At 70.2% G+C, this 24,385-nt stretch carries 20 protein-coding genes; 1 reads left to right on the plus strand and 19 read right to left on the minus strand.

Annotation, left to right across the window (positions count from 1 at the left end; all coding sequences use genetic code 11):
• Positions 1 to 140: 140 nt before the first annotated feature.
• From ACWDR3_RS34025 to ACWDR3_RS34050, 6 genes are all read right to left on the minus strand, one after another.
• A complete protein-coding gene (locus tag ACWDR3_RS34025; RefSeq protein ID WP_450356407.1) occupies positions 141 to 881 on the minus strand; it encodes an SDR family NAD(P)-dependent oxidoreductase in 741 nt (246 codons plus the stop codon).
• Between the two features lie 110 nt (positions 882 to 991).
• Positions 992 to 2,578, minus strand: a complete 1,587-nt coding sequence (locus ACWDR3_RS34030; protein ID WP_450356408.1) for a Na+/H+ antiporter — start codon at positions 2,576 to 2,578, stop codon at positions 992 to 994.
• Positions 2,579 to 2,795: 217 nt separating this feature from the next.
• Complete coding sequence (locus ACWDR3_RS34035) at positions 2,796 to 3,266, minus strand: GNAT family N-acetyltransferase (RefSeq protein WP_450356409.1); 471 nt, start codon at positions 3,264 to 3,266, stop codon at positions 2,796 to 2,798.
• Positions 3,263 to 4,207, minus strand: a complete 945-nt coding sequence (locus ACWDR3_RS34040; RefSeq protein WP_450356410.1) for an RluA family pseudouridine synthase — start codon at positions 4,205 to 4,207, stop codon at positions 3,263 to 3,265. The genes ACWDR3_RS34035 and ACWDR3_RS34040 overlap by 4 nt, the downstream gene beginning before the upstream one ends.
• A gap of 58 nt (positions 4,208 to 4,265) precedes the next feature.
• Positions 4,266 to 4,859 carry a signal peptidase II gene (gene lspA / locus ACWDR3_RS34045; protein ID WP_450356411.1) on the minus strand — a complete coding sequence of 198 codons (594 nt, stop codon included), beginning with the start codon at positions 4,857 to 4,859 and terminating at the stop codon, positions 4,266 to 4,268.
• A 60-nt stretch (positions 4,860 to 4,919) separates the two neighbouring features.
• Complete coding sequence (locus ACWDR3_RS34050; RefSeq protein ID WP_450356412.1) at positions 4,920 to 6,104, minus strand: TraR/DksA family transcriptional regulator; 1,185 nt, start codon at positions 6,102 to 6,104, stop codon at positions 4,920 to 4,922.
• A gap of 599 nt (positions 6,105 to 6,703) precedes the next feature.
• Here ACWDR3_RS34050 and ileS point away from each other — a divergent pair.
• Positions 6,704 to 9,841, plus strand: a complete 3,138-nt coding sequence (gene ileS / locus ACWDR3_RS34055) for an isoleucine--tRNA ligase (RefSeq protein WP_450356413.1) — start codon at positions 6,704 to 6,706, stop codon at positions 9,839 to 9,841.
• Between the two features lie 190 nt (positions 9,842 to 10,031).
• Here ileS and ACWDR3_RS34060 read toward each other — a convergent pair whose 3' ends face one another.
• The 13 genes from ACWDR3_RS34060 to ACWDR3_RS34120 form a co-directional block, all read right to left on the minus strand.
• Entirely contained in the window at positions 10,032 to 11,267 is a 1,236-nt protein-coding gene (locus tag ACWDR3_RS34060; RefSeq protein WP_450356414.1) for a DivIVA domain-containing protein, read from the minus strand.
• Between the two features lie 53 nt (positions 11,268 to 11,320).
• On the minus strand, positions 11,321 to 11,605 hold the full coding sequence (locus ACWDR3_RS34065; protein ID WP_007448661.1) for a YggT family protein: 285 nt from the start codon (positions 11,603 to 11,605) through the stop codon (positions 11,321 to 11,323).
• Positions 11,606 to 11,674: 69 nt separating this feature from the next.
• Positions 11,675 to 12,316: a cell division protein SepF gene (locus ACWDR3_RS34070; RefSeq protein WP_450356415.1), complete on the minus strand. Its 642-nt coding sequence runs from the start codon at positions 12,314 to 12,316 to the stop codon at positions 11,675 to 11,677.
• 129 nt (positions 12,317 to 12,445) lie between these two features.
• Positions 12,446 to 13,165, minus strand: coding sequence for a YggS family pyridoxal phosphate-dependent enzyme (locus tag ACWDR3_RS34075; RefSeq protein WP_450356416.1), 720 nt, complete (start codon positions 13,163 to 13,165; stop codon positions 12,446 to 12,448).
• Positions 13,166 to 13,171: 6 nt separating this feature from the next.
• Complete coding sequence (gene pgeF, locus ACWDR3_RS34080) at positions 13,172 to 13,909, minus strand: peptidoglycan editing factor PgeF (RefSeq protein WP_450356431.1); 738 nt, start codon at positions 13,907 to 13,909, stop codon at positions 13,172 to 13,174.
• A 13-nt stretch (positions 13,910 to 13,922) separates the two neighbouring features.
• Positions 13,923 to 15,125: a cell division protein FtsZ gene (gene ftsZ / locus ACWDR3_RS34085; RefSeq protein WP_450356417.1), complete on the minus strand. Its 1,203-nt coding sequence runs from the start codon at positions 15,123 to 15,125 to the stop codon at positions 13,923 to 13,925.
• A 277-nt stretch (positions 15,126 to 15,402) separates the two neighbouring features.
• A complete protein-coding gene (locus ACWDR3_RS34090; RefSeq protein WP_450356418.1) occupies positions 15,403 to 16,200 on the minus strand; it encodes a cell division protein FtsQ/DivIB in 798 nt (265 codons plus the stop codon).
• A 35-nt stretch (positions 16,201 to 16,235) separates the two neighbouring features.
• Complete coding sequence (gene murG / locus ACWDR3_RS34095; RefSeq protein ID WP_450356419.1) at positions 16,236 to 17,333, minus strand: undecaprenyldiphospho-muramoylpentapeptide beta-N-acetylglucosaminyltransferase; 1,098 nt, start codon at positions 17,331 to 17,333, stop codon at positions 16,236 to 16,238.
• Between the two features lie 6 nt (positions 17,334 to 17,339).
• Complete coding sequence (ftsW, locus tag ACWDR3_RS34100; protein WP_450356420.1) at positions 17,340 to 18,701, minus strand: putative lipid II flippase FtsW; 1,362 nt, start codon at positions 18,699 to 18,701, stop codon at positions 17,340 to 17,342.
• A gap of 101 nt (positions 18,702 to 18,802) precedes the next feature.
• The gene (gene murD / locus ACWDR3_RS34105; RefSeq protein WP_450356421.1) at positions 18,803 to 20,227 is read right to left on the minus strand and encodes a UDP-N-acetylmuramoyl-L-alanine--D-glutamate ligase; all 1,425 of its coding nucleotides are present in this window, start codon (positions 20,225 to 20,227) and stop codon (positions 18,803 to 18,805) included.
• Entirely contained in the window at positions 20,209 to 21,279 is a 1,071-nt protein-coding gene (gene mraY, locus ACWDR3_RS34110; RefSeq protein WP_450356432.1) for a phospho-N-acetylmuramoyl-pentapeptide-transferase, read from the minus strand. Before mraY ends, murD begins: the two co-directional genes overlap by 19 nt.
• Positions 21,279 to 22,685 carry a UDP-N-acetylmuramoyl-tripeptide--D-alanyl-D-alanine ligase gene (locus ACWDR3_RS34115; RefSeq protein WP_450356422.1) on the minus strand — a complete coding sequence of 469 codons (1,407 nt, stop codon included), beginning with the start codon at positions 22,683 to 22,685 and terminating at the stop codon, positions 21,279 to 21,281. The genes mraY and ACWDR3_RS34115 overlap by 1 nt, the downstream gene beginning before the upstream one ends.
• Positions 22,686 to 22,689: 4 nt before the next feature.
• Positions 22,690 to 24,210 (minus strand): UDP-N-acetylmuramoyl-L-alanyl-D-glutamate--2,6-diaminopimelate ligase, encoded by a 1,521-nt coding sequence (locus ACWDR3_RS34120; RefSeq protein ID WP_450356423.1) that lies wholly within the window; start codon positions 24,208 to 24,210, stop codon positions 22,690 to 22,692.
• Between the last annotated feature and the right edge of the window lie 175 nt (positions 24,211 to 24,385).

A 24,385-nucleotide genomic window follows, 5' to 3' on the forward strand; every position in this document is an offset into this window, starting at 1 on the left:
GACCCCGCGCAGGAGCGCCATGTCACCGCCGATGCGCGGCTGCAGGTTCAGGGTGCTGGTCCGCGTCGATTTGAAGAGGGCCATGTCGGTGAACCACCCGCCGCGCCCACGAGCCGCCGCGCACGGGCCGCGGCTGAGGCTCACTGCCCGCGCTCGGCCCCGCCGTTGACCTGGACGACCTGCGAGGTGACGTGCCCGGCGGCCATCGAGGCGAGCCAGTGCAGCGTCACGGCGACATCGCCGGGCGTACCGGCCCGCTTGTCGAGCGTGTCCCCGATGAGCCGCTCACGCCGGGCGGGATCGATCCGGTCCCCGAAGAATTCGGTGTCCTCGATATAGCCCGGCGCGACCACGTTCGCGGTGATCCCGCGCGGCCCGAGTTCCCGGGCCAGATCATGGGCGTACGGATGCAGCGCGGCCTTGGCGCCCGCGTACGCCCCGCTGCCGGACCCCCGGTAGGCGGCGATGGAGCTGACGAACAGCACCCGTCCGCCCGGTGAGGCGAGCCGGCCCTTGAGCGCCTCCGTGAGCAGGGCCGCGGTCAGGGTGTTGATCCGGAAGTTGACGGTCCAGTTGTGCGCGACCCGGTCGAGCGGATCCTCGCTCTCGCCGGCCGGCTCCAACTGCCCGGTGCCTCCGGCGCTGTGGATCAGCACATCCACGGTCCCCAACTCCCGCTCCACGAAGGCGGCGACCCCACGCACCTCGGCAGGCTCGGCGAGATCGGCGGCGAAGACCAACGCCCCCGGCACGCCCGCCTTCTCCAGCACCTCGGCCCGCCGCCCGAGCAGCAGGACCTGATCGCCGTCCGCCGCGAACGCACGCGCCGCCGCGAGCCCGATTCCCGTACCTCCGCCGCTGATCACCACATTGCGAGTCATGATCCGATCGTACGAACCACCGGCCGCCGTCGGCGTGGAACGGCGAAGGTCGGCGCAGGGACGGGACGGCGAACGTCAGCCCGGCCTGCGCACGTACGGAACGGCGAAGGTCAGCGCAGGCTGCGTACGTCGAGATGGCGGAGCACGCGGTCCACGATCTCCGGATCCGCCCCCGGCTCACTGCGTGCCGCGAGCACCTCGTGGCGCGCGGCGCTGAGCATCTCCCCCTGGATGCGCCGCGCCCGCTTCAGCCGCCGCACGCGCTGCTCGTGCGCCTCCCGCCGCTCCTCGTCGCCCATGTCGGGGCTGATCCGCACGCCGATCTCGAAGGCCCGCCGCAGCATCTGCTCGGACAGCTCCTCCGGCAGCTCCTCGTCCTTCTCGATCTCCTTCAGCCGCGCCCTGGCCGCCTTGGCCGCCCGGACGGCGAGGGCTCGTTCGAACTCCTGCTCCCGCTCGGTGTCGGCCTTCACGCCCAGCCGCTTCACGAGCCACGGCAGGGTCAGCCCCTGGAGCACCAGGGTCGCCATGATCACGCCGAACGCGATGAAGACGATCTCGTCGCGGTCCGGGAAGGGCGAGCCGTCGTCGGTCTTGAGCGGGATCGCCAGCGCCAGCGCGACCGAGGCCACGCCCCGCATCCCCGACCACCACATGACGACGGTCTCCCGCCAGGTGGTCGGGATGTCCTCGTCCTGGTCGCGTCTGGCGTGCAGCCGTTTGGTCAGCCAGGTCGCCGGCAACAGCCAGGCCAGCCGTACGAACACCACCACGCCGACGACTGCCGCGGCCCACCCGAGCATCTCGCCCCACCGCCCGGACGCGGTCCGGATCGCGTTGTGCAGTTCGAGGCCGATCAGCCCGAACGCGACTCCTGTTACGAGGGTGTCGACGACGTTCCAGAAGGTGTGTCCGGCGAGCCGGGTCATCACGTCGTCGGCGTCGGTCGCGTACTCGGCGAGGAACAGCGCGGTCGTGAGCACCGCGAGCACCCCCGAGCCGTGCAGCTCCTCCGCGAGCACATAGGAGGCGTACGGCACGAGCAGGGTCATGCCGATCTGCAGGGTCGGGTCGTCCAGCAGGTCCATCAGCTTGTTCGCGCCCCAGCCGAGCACGAGGCCGACGGCGAGGGCCACCACCGCGGACAGGACGAGGTCGAGACCGGCCCGCCAGGGCGAGAAGCTGCCGCTCACGGCGGCCGCGATCGCCACGTGGTAGAGCACGATCGCCGTCACGTCGTTGAAGAGCCCCTCGCCCTCCAGGATCGACACAAGGCGCCGGGGCAGCCCGAGTTGACCGGCGACGGCGGTGGCGGCGACCGGGTCGGGCGGGGCGACCAGCGCGCCCAAGGCGACGGCGGCGGCGATCGGCAGCCCGGGCACGATCGCGCTCGCCACGGCTGCTACGACGGCGGTGGTGACGAACACCAGGGCGACCGCCAGCAGGAAGATCGGCCGGACGTTGGCCGTGAACTGCCGCCAGGAGGTGCGCCGTACGGCCGCGTACAGCAGGGGCGGCAGCAGTCCGGGCAGGATCAGCTCGGGCGGGATGTTCACGTTCGGGACGAAGTCGGCGATCGCGAGCACGATCCCGAACAGGGTCATCAGCACCGGCGCCGGCAACCCGAACCGGTCCCCCACCGGGACGCTCACCAGGGCCCCGAGCAACAGCACGAACAGCAGGGCCAACTGATCCACGGTCAGCGCTCCGAACAGGTAGGAACAGGTGGACGGACGGACAGCAGGCCCCAAGCCTGCCACGCCACCGACCTCACCAGCGCGTTCGGCACCCTGATGCGTTCGTCACGCGGAGGCGCGCGTCACACGGAGGCGTTGGGAACCCGGACGCGTTCATCACGCGGACGCGCTGGAAGCCCTGCCGCGTCGGGAACCCCGACCCGCTCCTCGCCCCGCGCTACAGAGCGCGCCGCATCGCCCGGTGCGGGATCCCCGCCTCCGGGTACTCCGGCCCGTACGCCTCGTACCCCAACCGCTCGTAGAACCCCAGCGCGTGGGTCTGCGCGTGCAGATCCACGGCCGTGAGCCCTCGCGCGCGTGCCGCGTCCTCGATCGCCCGCACCAGCGCGATCCCGACGCCGAGTCCGCGTGCATCCTTCGTCACCGCGAGCCGCCCCAGGGACCCGAGCGACAGGTCCCCGCCGATCTTCGCGGCGGCCTGCTCGCCGTGGAGCAGCCGCCCGGTGCCGAGCGGTACGCCGTCCTCGCGCACGGCCAGCACATGCACCGCCACGGCGTCGTACTCGTCGTACTCCAGGTCCTCGGGCACGCCCTGCTCGCCGACGAAGACGTCCTTGCGGACCCGGAAGCAGGCCTCCCGGTCGGCGGGGTCCTCGGCGACCCGGATCTCGTACGCGCGCGTGCTCATCCGTAGGTCTCCTCGCGGACCTTCTCCAGGGCCTGCTGGAGGTCATCCGGGTAGTCGCTGGCGAACTCCACCCACTCGCCGTCCGCGGGGTGCTCGAAGCCGAGGCGCACCGCGTGCAGCCACTGGCGGGTCAGGCCGAGGCGCTTGGCGAGGGTCGGGTCGGCGCCGTAGGTGAGGTCGCCGACGCAGGGGTGGCGGTGGGCGGCCATGTGGACGCGGATCTGGTGGGTGCGGCCGGTCTCCAGCTTCACGTCGAGCAGGGAGGCCGCGCGGAACGCCTCGATGAGGTCGTAGTGCGTGACGGACGGCTTGCCCTCGGCGGTGACCGCCCACTTGTAGTCGTGGTTGGGGTGCCGGCCGATGGGGGCGTCGATGGTGCCGCTGGTCGGGTCCGGGTGGCCCTGCACGAGCGTGTGGTAGCGCTTGTCGACCGTGCGCTCCTTGAACTGGCGCTTGAGCGAGGTGTACGCGCGCTCCGACTTGGCGACCGCCATCAGACCGGACGTGCCCACGTCGAGGCGGTGCACGATGCCCTGGCGCTCGGCGGCGCCGGAGGTGGAGATCCGGTAGCCGGCCGCGGCCAGACCGCCGATGACGGTCGGCCCGGTCCAGCCCGGTGACGGATGGGCGGCCACGCCGACCGGCTTGACGATCACGACCACGTCATCGTCGTCGTGCACGATCTCCATGCCCTCGACGGGCTCGGCGACGATCTGCACGGGCGCGGGCGCCTGCGGCATCTCGACCTCAAGCCAGGCCCCGCCGTGCACCCGCTCGGACTTCCCGACCACCGAGCCGTCGACCGAGACCTTCCCCGCCGCGGCCAGCTCGGCGGCCTTCGTACGGGAGAAGCCGAACATGCGGGAGATGGCGGCGTCGACACGCTCGCCCTCCAGGCCGTCGGGCACGGGCAGGGTACGGATATCGGGAACGGTGCTCACCCGTCGAGTATGCCGGACCGGATCCGGCACCCCGACCGAGCCTGTGGACAACCGGGGCTCAGCCCTTGTGGACGGTCCCGTCCGGGTCGAGGCCCTTGAACGACAGCAGCACGATCAGGATGCCGCCGCACACGATCGCCGAGTCGGCCAGGTTGAAGACGGCGAAGCCCTTGGGGGCGATGAAGTCGACGACCGCGCCCTCGAAGACGCCCGGCGAGCGGAAGATACGGTCGGTGAGGTTGCCGAGCGCGCCGCCGAGCAGGAGGCCCAGCGCGATCGCCCAGGGCAGGCTGTACAGCTTGCGGGCGAGCCGGGCGATCACCACGATCACGGCCGCCGCGATCACCGTGAAGATCACGGTGAAGGCCTCACCGAAGCCGAAGGCCGCGCCCGCGTTGCGGATCGCCTCGAACTTCAGCCAGTCCCCGACGATCTCGATCGGCGCGTGGTGCTCCAGCTTGGCGACCACCAGCAGCTTGCTGCCCAGGTCCAGCAGGTACGCGAAGGTGGCGACCGCGAACAGCACGGCGATACGGCGCTTGCCCCTGGGTCGCGTGGCCTCGCCCTGTACCGGCCGGTCCGGCTGCTCCGGTTCGGTCCCCGCCGCCTCTGGGGTATCCGGCGTACCGATGATGCGCTCCGCCTCTGCCACGTGAGTCCCTCAACCTAGGTACCTGACTGAGGAGAGGGTACGACACGCCCACCGGGACCCTCAGTACCGGCGTTCCTGCTTCTGCTTGCACTCCACGCACAGGGTGGCCCGCGGGAACGCCTGCATCCTCGCCTTGCCGATGGGGTTGCCGCAGTTCTCGCACAGGCCGTAGGTGCCCGCGTCGAGCTTCTCCAGGGCGTGATCGGTCTGGATCAGCATCTCGCGCGCGTTGGCGGCCAGCGCCATCTCGCTCTCGCGCGTGATGTTCTTGGTGCCGGTGTCCGCCTGGTCGTCGCCCGCGCCGTCCCCGGAGTCCCGCATCAGACGGGCGACGGCGTTCTCGGAGGACGCGATCTCCTCGCGCAGCCGCTGCGCCTCGGAGAGCAGCTCGGCCCGCGCCTCGGCGACCTCCTCCGGCGTCCAGGGATCCTCGCCGGGGCGCACCGCCAGTTCGCCCGGCTCCGCCGCCGCGGCGAGCCGTGCCTTGGGGACGGCGGTCTTCGCCGCCGTGGCCGTGCCAGGGGTCTTCTTCGCAACCACCGTCGTGGCTCCCGTCTCCTTCGCGGCCCGCGCCGCGCCCACTTTCTTGGCCGTGCTCTTACGCTTCGTACCCGCCGACTTCGCACCCTCGGCTTTGCTGCCCGCGGTCGTCGTAGCCGCCGCCTTCGTGCCCTCGGCCTTGGTGGCCGTGGTCTTCGTGGCCGCGGACTTCGCGCCCTCGGCTTTCGTACCCGCGGTCTTGCCGGCCGCCTTCTTGGTGACGGCGGTCTTGGTGGCCTCCGTCTTGGTGGCCTCCGCCTTCGTGCCCTCGGCCTTGGTGGCCGCAGCCTTCGTGGCGACGGCCTTCTTCGCGACCGCTGTGCCGGAGACCGCCTTCTTCACGGCCGGCTCCTTGGCCGCCGCCTTCTTAACGGCCGCCTTCTTGGTGGCCGTCTTCTTCGCCGCTGCCTTCTTGGTGGCGGCCTTCTTTGTGACGGTCTTCTTCGGTACGGCCTTCTTCGCCACCGTCTTCTTGCCGACCGCCGCCTCCGCCGCCGCCTCCGCCCCGCTCGAAGCCCCCGATGTGGCCCCGGGTCTCTCCGGCCCCTCCCCCTCGCCCGTCTTCCTGGCCGCCCTCGCGACCGTCTTCTTCGCCGCCTTCTTGGCCGTGCTCTTCTTGCCGCTCACATCCTTGGCCGCGCCACCGGAGACATGCGTGGACCTGCCCGACGCCGACTGCTGTACGGCGGTCTTCTTCGCCACCATGGCCGCGGCCCCTTCACATATTGTGATCTTGCACGCGAATCGTGCTGGGACGATAAATCGACTTCAGCCCCGCGGCAACGGGACGCACCGCCCGATTCGCCCGGCTCGCGCGTGCCGCTCCGCAAGCCTGCATGCGTTGTGCCCAGCTCCCCGCAGGGTAATCCGCCCGATCGCGCATCCCAGGATGCGAACAGGCGTACCGCGCCATTCGGGTCACACCAGGGCGTTCCCCGGGCTCGCGGCACCCCCGCCGCCGGACGGCGAAATCCGGTCGGCCGGTGCCCGTGCGGCGCCGTACACTGGGCGGAGCGAGAAGCGTGGATGGGGACGAGTAGCGGCGTACGCAGCCCAGAGCGACCCGGGGACGGTGGAAGCCCGGGGGCGAGCGCGACGCGAAGATCACCCCGGAGCCGCCGGAGGAACGCCCGTGAGGGGTCAGTAGAACCGGCATCGCGACCCCAATGAGGGGGTCCGCCGAAGCGCAGGGTGCGCCGGGGGACCAAGGAGGGTGGTACCGCGGGAGCGCGCCGAGGACGGCGTACGAAATCAGCTCTCGTCCCTCCGGACGGAACGGAAAGTCCGCCGGAGGAAGCTCGCTGATGACAACGCCGACGTACCGCCAGGTGCCCGCCCAGGTCGACCTGCCCGCACTCGAGCATGCCGTGCTCGATTTCTGGCGTGAGCAGAAGATCTTCGCCAAGACCCTGGAGCAGTCCGAGGGCCGCCCCGAGTGGGTGTTCTACGAAGGCCCGCCCACCGCCAACGGCATGCCGGGCGCCCACCACATCGAGGCCCGCGTCTTCAAGGACGTCTTCCCCCGCTTCCGCACCATGCGCGGCTACCACGTGGCCCGCAAGGCCGGCTGGGACTGCCACGGCCTCCCGGTCGAGCTGGCCGTCGAGAAGGAGCTCGGCTTCAGCGGCAAGCAGGACATCGAGACGTACGGCATCGCCGCGTTCAACGACAAGTGCCGCGAGTCGGTGACCCGGCACACGGACGCCTTCGCCGAGCTCACGACGCGCATGGGTTACTGGACCGACCTCGACGACCCGTACCGCACGATGGACCCCGAGTACATCGAGTCGGTCTGGTGGTCGCTGAAGCAGATCTTCGACAAGGGCCTGCTGGTCCAGGACTACCGCGTCGCCCCGTGGTGCCCGCGCGACGAGACGGGTCTGTCGGACCACGAACTGGCGCAGGGCTACGAGACGATCGTGGATCCGTCGGTCTATGTCCGTTTCCCGCTCACCTCCGGTCCGCTGGCCGGCCGCGCCGCGCTCCTGGTGTGGACGACGACCCCCTGGACGCTGGTCTCCAACACCGCGGTCGCCGCCCACCCCGACGTCACCTATGTCGTCGCGACCAACGGCGAGGAGCAACTCGTCGTCGCCGCCCCGCTCTTGGAGAAGGCCCTCGGCGAGGGCTGGGAGACCACCGGCGAGACCTTCACCGGCACCGAGATGGAGCGCTGGACGTATCAACGTCCGTTCGACCTGGTGGAGTTCCCCGAGCCCGCCCACTACGTCGTCAACGCCGAGTACGTGACGACCGAGGACGGTACGGGTCTGGTCCACCAGTCCCCCGCCTTCGGCGAGGAGGACCTCAAGGTCTGCCGCGCCTACGGCCTCCCGGTCGTGAACCCGATCCGCCCGAACGGCACCTTCGCCGAGGACGTCCCGCTGGTCGGCGGCGTCTTCTTCAAGAAGGCGGACGAAAAGCTCACGGAAGACCTCAAGGACCGCGGGCTGCTCTTCAAGCACGTGCCGTACGAGCACAGTTACCCGCACTGCTGGCGCTGCCACACCGCGCTCCTGTACTACGCGCAGCCCTCCTGGTACATCCGCACGACGGCCGTCAAGGACCGCCTCCTCCAGGAGAACGAGAACACCAACTGGTTCCCGGAGACGGTCAAGCACGGCCGGTACGGCGACTGGCTGGACAACAACATCGACTGGGCGCTGTCGCGCAGCCGCTACTGGGGCACCCCGCTGCCGATCTGGCGCTGCGCGGACGACCACCTCACGGTCGTCGGCTCCCTCGCGGAGCTCACCGGGCTGACCGGCACCGACCAGTCGGGCCTGGACCCGCACCGCCCCTTCATCGACGCGGTCACCTTCGACTGCCCCCAGTGCGGCGCGACGGCCACGCGCGTGCCGGAGGTCATCGACGCCTGGTACGACTCGGGTTCGATGCCGTTCGCGCAGTGGGGCTACCCGTACAAGAACAAGGACCTGTTCGAGTCGCGCTACCCGGCGCAGTTCATCTCCGAGGCCATCGACCAGACCCGCGGCTGGTTCTACACGCTGATGGCGGTCGGCACCCTGGTCTTCGACAAGTCCTCGTACGAGAACGTGGTCTGTCTGGGCCACATCCTCGCCGAGGACGGCCGCAAGATGTCCAAGCACCTGGGCAACACCCTGGAGCCGATCCCGCTGATGGACCAGCACGGGGCCGACGCGGTGCGCTGGTTCATGGCCGCCGGCGGCTCGCCCTGGGCGGCACGCCGCGTGGGCCACGGCACCATCCAGGAGGTCGTCCGCAAGACCCTCCTGACGTACTGGAACACGGTCGCCTTCCAGGCCCTGTACGCCCGCACGGCCGGCTGGGCGCCCAGCGAGGCCGACCCGGCCCCGGCGGACCGCCCGGTCCTGGACCGCTGGCTCCTGTCCGAACTCCACGCCCTCACCGACCAGGTGACCCAGGCTCTGGAGTCCTACGACACCCAGCGCGCCGGCCGCCTCCTGTCGGCGTTCGTCGACGACCTGTCCAACTGGTACGTCCGCCGCTCCCGCCGCCGCTTCTGGCAGGGCGACAAGGCCGCGCTGCGCACCCTGCACGAGGTCGTCGGCACGGTCACCCAACTGATGGCCCCGCTCACCCCGTTCATCACCGAGCGGGTCTGGCAGGACCTGGTCGTGCCGGTCACGCCGGGCGCCCCGGAGTCCGTCCACCTGACCAGCTGGCCGCAGGCGGACCTGGACGCGATCGACCCGGAGCTGTCGCGGCAGATGCTCCTGGTGCGCCGGCTCGTCGAGCTGGGCCGTGCCACGCGCGCGGAGTCGGGCGTGAAGACCCGTCAGCCGCTGTCCCGCGCGCTGGTGGCCGCGACCGGCTTCGACGCCCTCGACCGCGAACTGCACGCGCAGATCACCGAGGAGCTGAACGTGAGCTCGCTCGCGTCCCTCAGCGAGGTCGGCGGCTCCCTGGTCGACACGACCGCGAAGGCCAACTTCCGCGCCCTGGGCAAGCGGTTCGGCAAGCGCGTCCAGGACGTCGCCAAGGCCGTCGCGAACGCGGACGCGGCCGCGCTGTCCCTGGCGCTGCGCGAGGGCACGGCCTCGGTGGAGGTCGACGGCGAGACGATCACCCTCGCCCCGGACGAGGTCATCATCACGGAGACCCCGCGCGAGGGCTGGTCGGTGGCCTCCGACTCGGGCGCCACGGTCGCCCTGGACCTGGAGATCACCGAGGAGCTGCGCCAGGCGGGCCTGGCCCGTGACGCGATCCGCCTGATCCAGGAGGCCCGCAAGAACAGCGGCCTGGACGTGGCGGACCGGATCGCCCTGCGCTGGACCTCGACCGACCCAGCGGTGATCGCGGCCCTGTCCGAGCACGCGGTCCTGATCGCCGACGAGGTGCTGGCGACGGACTTCGCCCAGGGCGAGGCCGACGACGCGTACGGCGAGCCGTTCACCGACGAGGGCCTGTCCCTCACCTTCCGCCTGCGCAAGGCGTAGTCGGCGGCCTGAGCAAGCAGGAAGGGCCCGGTCCCCACTCGGGGGCCGGGCCCTTCTCCGTACGGTCAGCGCGATCAACCGGACGATCAACACCCAACACGCGTAAAAGGGCGGGGCCCCGGATCGAAATCCGGGGCCCCGCCCTGTTGAACGCTGCCGCCGACTACGGCGTACTACTGGCCGTGGCCGGTCAGTTGTCGTCCTCGTCGATCAGGAAGCCGCGCATCGGCGACGGCGCCTGGCCCATCGGACCGGGGCCCTGCGGGCGGACCGGCGCCATCGGCTGGGTCATGGCCGGGGACATCTGCTGCTGGCCGCCGTAGGACGGACCGGCGGGGCCGGGGCCCATGCCCTGGTTGCCGCCGTAGGACGGGGCGCTCGCGCCGGCCGGGGCCATCGAAGGCGCCGGGGACGGCGGCAGGGAGGCAGTGGCGGGAGTGCGCGGCGGGGCGAGGGAGTCGTCGGCCTGGGTCTCCAACTGACGCAGCTGGGACTCCAGGTAGGACTTCAGACGCGTGCGGTACTCGCGCTCGAAGCCGCGCAGATCCTCGACCTTGCGCTCCAGCGTGGCGCGGGCGGACTCCAGGGAGCCCATCGCGACGCGGTGCTTCTCCTGCGCGTCCCGCTCCAGGGCGTCGGCCTTGGCACGGGCGTCGCGCTCGAGACCCTCGGCACGCGAACGCGCCTCACCGACGATCTTGTTGGCCTCGGAACGGGCCTCGGCGATCGCCTGGTCGGCGGTCTGCTGGGCCAGCGAGAGAACACGCGCGGCGCTGTCGCCACCGGGACCCTGACCGGGGCCGCCCATCGGACCGCCCATGCCCTGACCGGGGCCGCCCATCGGACCGCCCATGGGGCCACCCATCGGGCCGCCCATCTGCTGTTGCATGGGCGGCTGGCCGCCCATCGTGCCCTGGCCCATGGGGCCTTGACCCATCGGACCCTGGCCCATCGGGCCGGGACCCTGCGGGCCGCCCTGTCCACCGGGACCGGCGGGCAGCTGCGGCGCACCGCTCGGCAGCTGGGGCGGACCGCCCATGGGGCCGCCCATCTGCTGCTGCGGCGGGCCCGATATGCCGGCCGGCACCGGGCCGCCCGGGCCTCGCATCCCCTGCTGAGGCATGCCCTGTTGGGGCATCCCCTGCGGGGGCATGCCCTGCTGCGGCATTCCCTGCTGCGGCATTCCCTGCTGGTCCTGCGGACCGCCGGGGCCCTCCGGGGGCTTGCGCATGTTCTGCTGGTTCTGGGCAGCAGCGCGCGTGGCGGCGGCCAGCTTGGCGCGCAGGTCCTCGTTCTCGCGCAGCAGGCGGGTCAGTTCGGCTTCGACCTCGTCGAGGAAGGCATCGACCTCGTCCTCGTCATAGCCTTCTCGGAGGCGGACGGTCGTGAACTGCTTGTTCCGCACGTCCTCGGGGGTCAACGGCATCTCTTCACCTCAACGTAGTCGTCGGCATTCGGCAAGACGGTAGGTCACATCGCTCACAGCCGGCTCACGATTGAGATCAGGATGTAGACGATGATCATCAGTACGAAGAAGGACAGGTCGAGCGCCACGCCCCCGAGACGCAGCGGCGGAATGAACCGCCGCAGAAGCTTGAGCGGTGGATCAGTGACAGTGTAGGTGGCCTCCAGAACGACCACCATCGCCTTGCCGGGTTGCCATGAGCGGGCGAACTGGAAGACGTAGTCCATGACCAACCGGAAGATGAGCACGATGAGGAAGCACATCAGCGCGATGTAGACGACATCCAGAACCACGCTCATGACCCGCGCTTCCCTCTCCCCTGTTTCCGTGCTGCACGTACTGCTTACTGCTTTTTCCGGTGGTGTGTCTCAGCTCTGGTTGAAGAACCCGCCCTCTGCGATGCGAGCCTTGTCCTCCGCCGTGACATCGACGTTAGCAGGCGACAACAGGAACACCTTCTGCGTCACCCGCTCGATGCTGCCGTGAAGACCAAACACCAAACCGGCCGCAAAGTCGACAAGTCGCTTCGCGTCTGTGTCATCCATCTCAGTCAGATTCATGATCACCGGGGTGCCCTCACGGAAGTGTTCCCCGATGGTACGGGCCTCGTTGTAGGTCCGCGGGTGAAGTGTGGTGATCCGGTAAGGCTCTCGTTCCGACACGACCTTGGGCATGATCACCGGTGCGTTCTTCTCCAGGCTGGCGCGCTCTTGTGTGATGGACGCCACGGGCGCGATGCGCGCCGGACGCCCGGATTCCGCGGGTAGCGAAGCGGAACGCGCCACCGGCTCGCGAGGCGCGGGCGGTTGCACGATTCGTACCTCTTCGTCCCGTTGGGACTGATGTGCGACGTGCGACTGGTGGGACGGCTCGTGCCGTCGATGGTCCCGCTCGGGCTCTGGGTCGAGTTCGGGTTCGAAGTCGTCATCGGGGTCGAAACCCCGGCCGTCGTACCCATCGTCCTCCACGAGGCCGAGGTAGACCGCCATCTTGCGCATCGCGCCGGCCATGCTCTGAGTCCTCCGCTCTGTGGTGGATCGGCTGACGACTGCCAAGTGCCCGCGATCCACGAGGTCGTTACGCCCGCCTTTCGGCGGTAATGACCATATTTTCTGCTGTGGTCCGACTTCCTGGCGACGTTACCCGAGCCCAGCACGGACTCCGAGTACCGCCGTACCGACGCGCACATGTGTCGCTCCGGCCGCCACGGCCTCTTCGAGGTCCGCACTCATTCCTGCCGAGACCATGTTCGCAGCCGGATGGCTCCGGCGCAGCGCGGTCGACAAATCCATCAACCGCTCGAACGCCGCCAGTTCGCGTCCCGCGTAGGGGCCGGTCAACGGCGCGACGGTCATCAGACCGTCCAGCCGCAGCCCTTCCGATCGCGCGACGATTTCGCCCAACTCCTCGATCCCGTCCGGCCCGACGCCCCCGCGCTGCCCGCGACCCCCTTCGTCCGCGTCGAGCGCGACCTGGATCAGACAGCCCAGTTCGCGCTCCCGCCGCACCGCCTCCTTCGACAGCGCACCGACCAGCCGCGCGCGGTCGACGGACTGCACGACATCGGCGTAACCGAGCACGGAACGCACCTTGTTGGTCTGCAACTGCCCCACGAAGTGCCAGGTGAGCGGGAGGTCCGCGGACTCGGCCGCCTTGGGCGCCGCGTCCTGGTCGCGGTTCTCCGCCACGTGCCGGACGCCCAGTTCGGAGAGGATCCGCACATCGCTCGCCGGGTAGGTCTTGGTGACCACGATCAGGGTCACCTCCTCCCGCTTGCGCCCCGCCGCTGCACACGCGGCGACGATACGTTCCTCCACCTTCGCCAGATTCCCGGCGAGTTCGTGCTTACGGTCCGTCATGTCCCATCAGTCCAGCCAGACATATCCCGCGAGTCGCCCCGTGGTGCGCTCGCGACGATATGAGAAGTGGTCGTCCGACTCGATCGTGCACACCGGTGACTGCTCCCGGTCGTGCACCCCGAGCCGGTCGAGCTGCGCGTGCACCCCGGCGGTCACGTCGACCGCGGAAGTGCCCCAGCTCGTCTCGGCGTACGCCGCCGGTTCGACCGCGGCGACATCGGCGCGCATCTCCTCGGGGACTTCGTAGCACCGGCCGCAGACGGCGGGTCCTGTGCGGGCGACGATCCGGGCGGGATCGGCGCCGAGTTCGGTCATGGCCCGTACGGCGGCGGGGACGACCCCGGCGACCATGCCGGGCCGGCCCGCGTGAACCGCGGCGGCGATCCCGGCGACCGGGTCGGCCAGCAGGACCGGCGTGCAGTCCGCGGTCAGCACGGCGAGGGCGAGTCCGCGGCGGGCGGTGACGATCGCGTCGACCGACGGGATCTCGGCGGCGGAACCCCAAGGCCCGTCGACCACCGCCACATCCGCCCCGTGCACCTGGTTCATCCAGACCACCCGGGCCGGGTCGAGGCCGAGCGACCTGGCCGCCAACTCCCGGTTGGTGCGTACGGCTTCGGGGTCGTCGCCGACCGCTCCGCCGAGGTTGAGCTGCTCGTACGGAACGGCGCTCACCCCGCCCCACCTGTCGGTGAAGGCGAAATGCGCGCCGTTCACGGTGCTCGTCGCCGAGCGCTGTTCCATCACGTCAGAAGGATCACTTGAGGAAGTCCGGTACGTCCAGCTCCTCGGCCGCGCTGTCCGAGTAGGAGCGCGACGGCGGGACCGGCGGGGCGACCGGGAGGTCGGCGGCCGGCTCCGGCTCGGGCTCCTCCTTCGGCGTGACGCTGCCGAGCGAGCCGAAGGACGGACGGCTCTCGGACTGCCGTACCGGAGTGGGCTCTTCGCGGCGGGCCGACGACGAGGACGAGGTCGACGAGGAGCCGAGGACGGTGTCCCGGCGGGTCGGCGGCTGGCCGCCGTCGAAGCCGGCCGCGATGACCGTGACCCGGACCTCGTCGCCGAGGGCGTCGTCGATGACCGCGCCGAAGATGATGTTGGCCTCGGGGTGGGCGGCCTCGCTGACCAGCTGGGCCGCTTCGTTGATCTCGAACAGGCCGAGGTCGGAGCCGCCGGAGATGGAGAGCAGCACGCCCCGGGCGCCGTCGATGGAGGCTTCGAGCAGCGGCGAGGAGATCGCCATCTCGGCTGCGGCCACCGCGCGGTCGTCGCCGCGGGCCGAGCCGATGCCCATGAGGGCCGAACCGGCCTCGGACATCACGGACTTGACGTCGGCGAAGTCGAGGTTGATCAGACCCGGCGTGGTGATGAGGTCGGTGATGCCCTGCACACCGGAGAGCAGGACCTGGTCGGCGGACTTGAAGGCGTCGAGCACCGAGACCTGGCGGTCCGAGATGGACAGCAGCCGGTCGTTCGGGATGACGATGAGGGTGTCGACCTCTTCGCGGAGTTCGGCGATGCCGTCCTCGGCCTGGTTGGCGCGGCGCCGGCCCTCGAAGGTGAACGGGCGGGTGACCACGCCGATGGTGAGGGCGCCGAGGGAGCGGGCGATGTTGGCCACGACGGGCGCGCCGCCGGTGCCCGTGCCGCCGCCCTCTCCGGCCGTCACGAAGACCATGTCGGCCCCCTTGAGGACCTCCTCGATCTCCTCGCGGTGGTCCTCGGCGGCCTTGCGGCCGACGGCCGGGTTGGCTCCGGCGCCGAGTCCGCGGGTGAGTTCGCGGCCGACGTCGAGCTTGACGTCGGCGTCGCTCATCAACAGCGCCTGCGCGTCGGTGTTGATGGCGATGAACTCGACGCCCTTGAGACCGACCTCGATCATCCGGTTGATGGCATTGACACCACCGCCGCCGACACCGATGACTTTGATGACTGCGAGGTAGTTCTGCGGTGCTGCCACGTCGAAGGCCTCTCGCCTCGAGTTACGTGTCGTCGCTTCGCAGGGGATGCGATCCGACGACTGATGCCGAATGGGACGGTCCGTATCGCCGACCCGAACCCTAACGTTGAAGTTTAGGGTTACCAGTGTGACTGTTCGCTGGACTCTTCCGAACAGGACACTAAGTCGACAAGTGGCGCACGTTCAACGAACACGCCGAACCTCCCGTTTTTCTTTTCACCCTATGTGATCAGCCATAGCGATGCCCAGCCAGGGTGCTGGCCTGCGCGGATGTGCGTCAACTCCCCGCTGACGCAGGGGCGGTGGGAACGCTGACGTCGAAGTGCCGCGCACCGGGCGCCGCTTTCATCAGAGCGGTGAGCGTACGCGCCTTCGCCGCGCCCTTCTCGCCACTTCCCCAAGCGACGGTCCGACCGCCGCTCAACTCCAGCGAGATCTCGTCGTAGGAACGCACCTTGACGGTCCGGGTCTCGTGCGCGACGGCGGCGGGAATGGCACCGGCCACCGCGACCGCCTCGCGCACCAGCCGGTCCTCGTCGAATCGGCGCAGGCTCGCCGCGGACGAACCCGTGCGGGAGAGGCTCAATTCGAGTGCGGGAACGCCTTTCGGCGCTCGGGAAACCGTGGCGAAACGGACACCTTCATCGTCCACTTCGATGAAGTTTCGGCCCTTTTGGACAATCAGAACCGGCGTGCGCTCGGTCACTTTCAGCCCGATTCCATGGGGCCACGAACGCACCACGTCGACCGCGCCGATTCGCGGCAATTTCCGCAGCAGACGTGACTCGATCGCATCGGTGTCGACCGAAATCAACGGCGAACCGACCGGCACATCGGCGGCCTCGCGCACCTGTTCCGGCGTCAGAACCGAGGCGCCGGAAACCGATACGCGTTCAACGCGCAGCCAGTGGGATCCGTACAACACCCAGACACCCGCGGCCGAGAGGAGGATCAGCGCGACGGCGAGAGCGATGATCATACGAACTCGCCGTGGGCCGCCCAGCCTTCGGACGAGGGGCGGGCCGGACGACTCCTGTTGGCGTTCACCGCGTTCGGCGGTGGTCGATCCGGCCACGCTCCCTGCCCTCCAGCTACACAGTCGTGCGATCCCTAACGGTGTGCACGGTGGGCGGCGATCGCCTCGTACACCATGCCGACGAGCAGGTCGTCGGCGTCCCGGCGGCCGAACTCGGCGGCGGCGCGGGACATCTCGTACAGCCGGTGCGGGTCGGCGAGCACGGGCAGCACGTTGGCCCGAACCCAATCGGGCGTCAGTTCCGCGTCGTCGACCAGCAGTCCGCCGCCGGCCTTGACCACCGGCTGGGCGTTCAGCCGCTGTTCGCCGTTGCCGATGGGCAGCGGGACGTAGGCGGCCGGCAGTCCGACGGCGGAGAGTTCGGCGACGGTCATCGCGCCCGCGCGGCAGAGCATCATGTCGGCCGCGGCGTACGCGAGGTCCATCCGGTCCACGTAACTTACCGGGATGTACGGGGGCATTCCCGGCATCTGCTGTACGTGCGGCAGTTCGTTCTTCGGGCCGACCGCGTGCAGGATCTGGATGCCGGCCTGCTGGAGCCAGGGAGCGACCTGCTGGACCACCTCGTTGAGGCGGCGGGCGCCCTGCGAGCCGCCGGAGACCAGCAGCGTGGGCAGGTTGGGGTCGAGGCCGAACAGCTGCCGGGCCTCTGGGCGGGCCGCGGCCCGGTCCAGGGTGGCGATCGTGCGGCGCAGCGGGATGCCGATGTAGCGGGCGTCCCGGAGCTTGCTGTCGGGAGTGGAGACGGCGACCTTGGCCGCGTAGCGCGAGCCGATCTTGTTGGCGAGACCGGGGCGGGCGTTGGCCTCGTGGATGATGATCGGCACGCCCAGGCGCTTGGCGGCGAGATAGCCGGGCAGCGCCACGTAACCGCCGAAGCCGACGACCGCGTCCGCCTTCGTGCGCTCCAGGATCTGCTCGGTCGCCTTGATCGTGCCGCGCAGCCGGCCCGGGACGGTGATCAGTTCAGGGGTGGGCTTGCGGGGCAGCGGGACGGCGGGGATCAGCGCCAGCTCGTAGCCCCGCTGCGGTACGAGCGTGGTCTCCAGGCCGCGCTCGGTGCCCAGGGCCGTGATCCCCACGGTCGGGTCCTGCCTGCGCAGGGCATCCGCGAGGGCGAGCGCCGGCTCGATGTGGCCGGCGGTCCCCCCACCGGCGAGTACGACATGCACCGAAATTCACCGCTCTCCGGACGAACGCGCCCCCGGGGCACGCCGTCGCATCGTGTTCCATCTCCGAGGCCCCCGGTCCCGCACGGTGCCTCCCGCCCGCTTTCTACCAAAGCGGGGTTGCCGCATGGAAAGCGCCGCCCGCGCAGCGGGATCGTCACGCGCGAACGCGATCAGCAGCCCGATGGCGAACATGGTCGGCAGCAGGGCGGATCCTCCGTAGGAGAACAGCGGGAGCGGGACTCCGGCGATCGGCAGCAGGCCGAGCACCGCACCGATGTTGATCACCGCCTGTGCGGTGATCCAGGTGGTCACGCCTCCGGCGGCATACCTGACGAAGGGGTCCTCCGTGCGTCCGGCCACGCGGATACCCGCATAGCCTAGAGCCGCGAAGAGGGCGAGCACCGACAGCGTCCCCGCCAGACCCAGTTCCTCACCGGTGACGGCGAAGATGAAGTCCGTGTGCGCTTCCGGGAGTTGACCCCATTTTTCCACACTCGCGCCGAGCCCCGATCCGAAGATTCCGCCGGAGGCCAGCGCGTAGATGCCGTGCACGGCCTGCCAGCAGTCCGCGACCCCGGTCTTGGGCTCGGTGGCGCCGATGCAGGAGAGCCGGGCCATGCGGTTGGGGCTGGTCTTGATGAGGATGAAGCCCAGGGTGAGGGCGATCGACAGCACCCCGACGAAGAGCCTGGTGGGCGCCCCGGCCAGCCACAGCAGGCCGAACAGGATCGCCGTCAGGATGATCGCCGTACCCATGTCGCCGCCGAGCATGATCAGGCCGAGCAGCATGAAGGCGACCGGGACCAGCGGGACCAGCATGTGCTTCCACTGGATCAGCATGCCCTTGTCCTGCTTGCGGGCCATCAGGTCCGCGCCCCACAGCACCAGCGCCAGCTTGCCGAACTCACTGGGCTGGATCTGGAAGGAGCCGCCGAGCGAGATCCAGTTCTGGTTGCCGTTGACCGACATCCCTATCCCCGGCACCTGCACCAGCGCCATCATGAAGACGGCGCCCGCGAGGATCGGATAGGCCAGCGCCCGGTGCAGTTTGACCGGCATCCGGGAGGCCACCAGCATCAGCACCCCGCCGATACAGGCGGCGAGGAACTGCTTGCGGAAGAAGAACGATCCGGGCAACGAAAGCTGCAACGCGGTGATCTGGGAGGCCGAGTAGACCATCACCAGACCGAGCACGGTGATCAGCAGGCTGCCGCCGAGGATCAGGTAGTACGCCGTCAGCGGCCGGTCCCAGGCGCGTCTGGCGTTGTCGTAGAGGCGCTGCAGGGGGTTGTCGCGGGGCGGCCGGGACGCGGCGGGCCGTCGGACCGCCCGCTGGACCGGCGGACGGCCCGTACGGCTACTGGACATCACCGGCTCCTCGCACCCGCCGACCGAACCCGAGCCACATCCGAGTCATCCCGTCGTCCCTCCAAGGGTCCCGCAGCACCCTATGAGGCCGAGACCCGCCGTCAGGCGTCCGCGCCGAGTTCGCGGACCGCCGCCGCGAACGCGTCGCCGCGCTTGTTGTAGTTGGCGAACATGTCCATCGAGGCGCAGGCGGGGGCCAGCAGCACCGTGTCGCCGGGGCGGGCGAGCGCCTGGGCCTCCTGGACAGCCGCGAGCATCGCCCCAGTGTCGGTCCGGTCGAGGTCGACGACGGGTACCTCCGGCGCGTGTCGCGCGAGGGCTTCGCGGATCAGGGCGCGGTCCTTGCCGATCAGCACGGCCCCGCGAAGTCGCTTTGCCGACTTGGCGACCAGCTCGTCGAAGGTCGCGCCCTTGGCGAGCCCGCCCGCGATCCACACGATCGACTCGTACGCCGCCAACGAGGCCTCCGCCGCGTGCGTGTTGGTCGCCTTGGAGTCGTCGATGTACGCGACTCCGTCGACATCCGCCACGTGGGCGATGCGGTGCGCGTCCGGCGTGAAGTTCCTGAGCCCGTCGCGTACGGCCGTCGGGGGCACCCCGAAGGCACGCGCGAGGGCAGCCGCGGCAAGGGCGTTGGCGATGTTGTGCGGGGCCGGCGGGTTGACGTCGGAGACCTCGGCGAGCTCCTGGGCGTTCTTCTGCCGGTTCTCCACGAAGGCGCGGTCGACCAGGATGCCGTCCACGACGCCGAGTTGGGAGGGCCCCGGCGTGCCGAGGGTGAAGCCGATCGCCCGGCACCCCTCCTCCACGTCCGCCTCGCGCACCAGTTCCTCGGTGGCCTTGTCGGCCGCGTTGTAGACGCAGGCGACCCGATTGCCCTCGTAGATACGGCCCTTGTCGGCGGCGTACGCCTCCATGGAGCCGTGCCAGTCGAGGTGGTCGGGGGCCAGGTTCAGGACGGCGGCCGAGTGGGCGCGCAGGGAGGGCGCCCAGTGGAGCTGATAGCTCGACAGCTCCACGGCGAGGACGTCGTAGGTCTCCTCGCCCAGCACCGCGTCCAGGAGCGAGACGCCGATGTTGCCGACGGCGGCCGTGCGCAGGCCCGCCGCCTTCAGGATGGACGCCAGCATCTGGACGGTGGTGGTCTTGCCGTTGGTGCCCGTGACGGCCAGCCAGGGGGCCGCGTCGGGGCCCCTGAGGCGCCACGCCAGCTCGATGTCGCCCCAGATCTCGACGCCGGCCTCGCGGGCCGCCGTGAACAGCGGCTTGTCCGGCTTCCAGCCGGGCGCGGTGACGACGAGTTCGGTGCCCTCGGGCAGGGTGGCGCCGTCACCAAGACGCACTGTGATGCCGAGCGCCTCCAGCTCCGCGGCCTGCTCACGCGCGCGTGCGTCGTCGCCGTCGTTGACGACGGTGACCTGCGCCCCGCGCGCGTGCAGCGCCTTGGCCGCCGGGAGTCCGGAGACGCCGAGTCCGGCGACGGTGACGTGCGTGCCCTGCCAGTCGGTCACTTGTCCGCTGCCCATCCCGCGTAGAAGAGGCCGAGGCCGACGATCACGCAGATGCCCTGGATGATCCAGAAGCGGACCACCACAAGGACCTCGGACCAGCCCTTGAGTTCGAAGTGGTGCTGGAGCGGTGCCATGCGGAAGACGCGCTTGCCGGTGAGCTTGAAGGAGCCGACCTGGATGACCACCGACATGGTGATCAGGACGAACAGGCCGCCCAGGAGGGCGATCAGCAGCTCGGTGCGGGAGCAGATCGCCAGACCCGCCAGCACACCGCCGAGCGCGAGCGAACCGGTGTCGCCCATGAAGATCTTGGCCGGCGAGGTGTTCCACCACAGGAAGCCGAGACAGGCACCCATCAGGGCGGAGGAGATGACGGCGAGATCGAGCGGGTCGCGGACCTCGTAACAGGCGCCCGGGTTGGTCAGGTCCAGCGCGTTGGCGCAGGACTCCTGGAACTGCCAGACACCGATGAAGGTGTAGGCGCCGAAGACCAGGACGGAGGCGCCGGTGGCGAGGCCGTCCAGACCGTCCGTCAGGTTCACGCCGTTGGACATCGCCAGGATCATGAACAGCGCCCAGACCACGAACAGCACCGGGCCGATCGTCCAGCCGAAGTCCGTGATGAACGACAGCTTCGTGGAGGCCGGGGTGTTGCCGCGGGCGTCCTCGAACTGCAGGGCGAGCACCGCGAAGCTGATGCCGACGATGAGCTGGCCGGCCATCTTCGCCTTGGCCCGCAGACCGAGCGAGCGCCGCTTGACGATCTTGATGTAGTCGTCCAGGAAGCCGACCAGCCCCATGCCGACCATCAGACCGAGCACCAGCAGGCCCGAATAGGTCGGCGTGTAGCCGGTGATCACCTTGGACAGGAAGTACGCGGCGACCGTCGCGAAGATGAAGGCGATACCGCCCATCGTCGGCGTACCGCGCTTGCTGGCGTGTTCGCGCGGGCCGTCGTCCCGGATGTACTGGCCGTAGCCCTTGCGGGCCAGCAGCTTGATCAGCAGCGGGGTGCCGACCAGGGTCAGGAAGAGGCCAATGACTCCTGCGAACAGGATCTGCTTCATCATCGGGCGGAGACCTCACCCTCGGCACCGGTCTCCAGCAGCGCCTGAGCGACACCCTCCAGACCGACCGAACGGGACGCCTTCACGAGCACGACGTCTCCCGGGCGCAATGCGCTGCGCAACAGATCGACCGCCGCCTGTGCGTCGGACACGTGCACCGACTCCTCACCCCACGAACCCTCGTTATATGCGCCCAGTTGCAGCCAGGACGCTTCCCTGCCCCCGACCGCGACGAGCTTGCTGACGTTGAGCCGGACGGCGAGCCGCCCGACCGCGTCGTGCTCGGCGAGCGCCTCGTCCCCGAGCTCGGCCATCTTGCCGAGCACCGCCCAGGTCCGCCGTCCCCGCCCCATGGCCACGAGCGCGCGCAGTGCGGCTCGCATGGACTCGGGGTTGGCGTTGTAGGCGTCGTTGACGACGGTGACGCCGTCCGGGCGCTCGGTGACCTCCATACGCCAGCGGGAGAGGGTGCCCGCCTCGGAGAGCGCGGTGGCGATCTCAGCTGCGGACATGCCCAGCTCATGGGCGACGGCGGCCGCGGCGAGCGCGTTCGACACGTGGTGCTCACCGTACAGGCGCATGGTCACTTCGCTGCACCCGGAGGGTGTGCGAAGGCTGAAGGCGGGCTGTCCGCTGTCCGTGAGTCGCACGTTCTCGGCGCGTACGTCCGCTTCGTCGCCCTCACCGAAGAGCAGCACCCGGGCCTTCGTCCGGGACGCCATGGCCCGTACGAGGGGATCGTCCGCGTTGAGGACCGCGATGCCGTCCTCGGGAAGGGACTCCACCAACTCGCCCTTCGCCTGCGCGATCTGCTCGCGTCCGCCGAACTCGCCGATGTGGGCGGTGCCGACGTTCAGGACGAGGCCGATCCTCGGGGGCGTCAGCTCCGTGAGATAGCGGATGTGTCCGATGCCGCGGGCGCCCATCTCCAGCACGAGGAACTTGGTCTCCTCGGTGGCGGACAGGGCCGTCAGCGGCAGTCCGATCTCGTTGTTGAGCGAGCCGGGCGTGAACACGGTCGGCGCCTTGCGCGCCAGCACCTGGGCGATGAGGTCCTTGGTGCTGGTCTTGCCCGCGGAGCCGGTGAGGGCCACGAGGGTGGCGCCGAGCCGTTGCACGACGTGCCGTGCGAGGGCGCCGAGGGCCGTCTGGACGTCCTCGACGACGATCGCGGGCACCCCGACGGGGCGCTGTGCCAGCACGGCGACGGCGCCCGCCTGGACGGCCCCCTCCGCGTAGTCGTGGCCGTCGACGTGCTCCCCCACGAAAGCGGCGAACAGACTGCCGTCCGCCACCTTGCGGGAGTCGATGACGACGGGCCCGTGCACCTGCACCGACGGATCCGGTATGTCGTGAGTCCGCCCGCCGACGACTTCTGCGATCTCGGCGAGAGAGAGGGCGATCACAAGTTCATCCCTGGGTCTTCTGGATGGCTTCTCGAAGCACCTGGCGGTCGTCGAAGGGACGGACCACCCCGGCGATGTCCTGGCCCTGCTCGTGGCCCTTCCCGGCCACCAGCACCGTGTCGCCCGGCTGTGCGCGGGCGACGGCGGCGGCGATCGCGGCGGCCCGGTCCTCGAAGACCTGGACCTCGCCGCGCTCGTGTGCCGGTACGGACGCCGCGCCCTGGAGCATGGTTGCGAGGATCGCGAGCGGATCCTCGGAGCGGGGGTTGTCGGAGGTCAGTACGGCGGTGTCGGCGAGCCGGGCCACGGCGGCGCCCATCGGCTCCCGTTTGGTCTTGTCCCGGTCCCCGCCGCAGCCGAGCACGACGTGCAGCCTGCCTTCGGTGACCTTGCGCAGGGCGCGCAGGACCGATTCGACGGCGTCCGTCTTGTGGGCGTAGTCGACGACCGCTAGATAGGCCTGGCCCGCGTCCACGCGCTCCAGGCGGCCCGGCACGCCCGGCACCGCGGCGACGCCGTCGGCGGCGGACTGCGGGTCGAGCCCGGCGGCGGCCAACGAGACGATCGCGGCGAGGGTGTTGGCCACGTTGAAGGGCCCCGGCAGCGGCGCCTTGGCGTGGATCCGCTCGCCCTCGGGGCCGATCACCGTGAAGACCGAGTCCAGTTGGCCGATCTCGACGTCCGCGGCGCGCCAGTCGGCGTCCGGGTGGCCCTCGGCGGAGTAGGTGACGACCGGGACGGTGGCCTCCTGGACCAGCCGACGGCCGTACTCGTCGTCGAAGTTGACCACGCCGAGCCTGCTGCGTTCCGGCGTGAACAGCTGTGCCTTGGCCCGGAAGTAGTCCTCCATGTCGGAGTGGAACTCCATGTGTTCCGGGCTGAGGTTGGTGAAGACGCCGATGTCGAAGACGCAGCCGTCGACCCGGCCGAGCACCAGCGCGTGGCTGGAGACCTCCATGGCGACCGCCTCGACCCCACGCTCGCGCATGACCGCGAACAGGGCCTGGAGATCGGTGGCTTCGGGGGTGGTGCGCTCGGACTTGATGCGCTCGTCGCCGATGCGCGTCTCGACCGTGCCGATGAGGCCGGTGTTGTTCTTGGTCTTCAGACCGCCCTCGACGAGGTACGCGGTGGTGGTCTTGCCGGAGGTTCCGGTGATGCCGATCTGGAGCAGGTCGCGGCCCGGGTGGCCGTAGATCGTGGCCGCCAGCTCGCCCATCTGCCCGCGCGGGTCGTCGACCACCAGGACCGGCAGGCCGGTCGCGGCGGCGCGCTCGGCGCCGGTCGGGTCGGTGAGCACGGCGACCGCGCCGAGGCCGACGGCCTGCGTCACGAAGTCGGCGCCGTGCGCGCGGGCGCCCGGGAGGGCGGCGTACAGATCGCCGGGGCGGACGGCACGCGAGTCATGGGTGATGCCCGTGACCTCCGCGGTGCTGTCCGGCGTGGCGGCGGCCAGCTGATCGGCGAGCTCCGCGAGGGGTGTGGCGGAGACCTGGACCGGTCGTGGCGGCCCCGGATAGGTCACGGAAACGCCCTTCTGGGTGGTTTGGGACTGATCAGCGTGTGGCACGGCGGTGAGCGTACCGGGCGCACCCGCCCGGGAGCGAAGCGAGGGCGCGGGCGAAGCGTGGTCCCCGGGATCGGGGGTGATCATGGTCACGGAGCGTTCCTGGCTGGTAGCGCTGATCAGGGCATGGGGC

This window comes from Streptomyces sp. NPDC001002 (genome assembly GCF_053599215.1).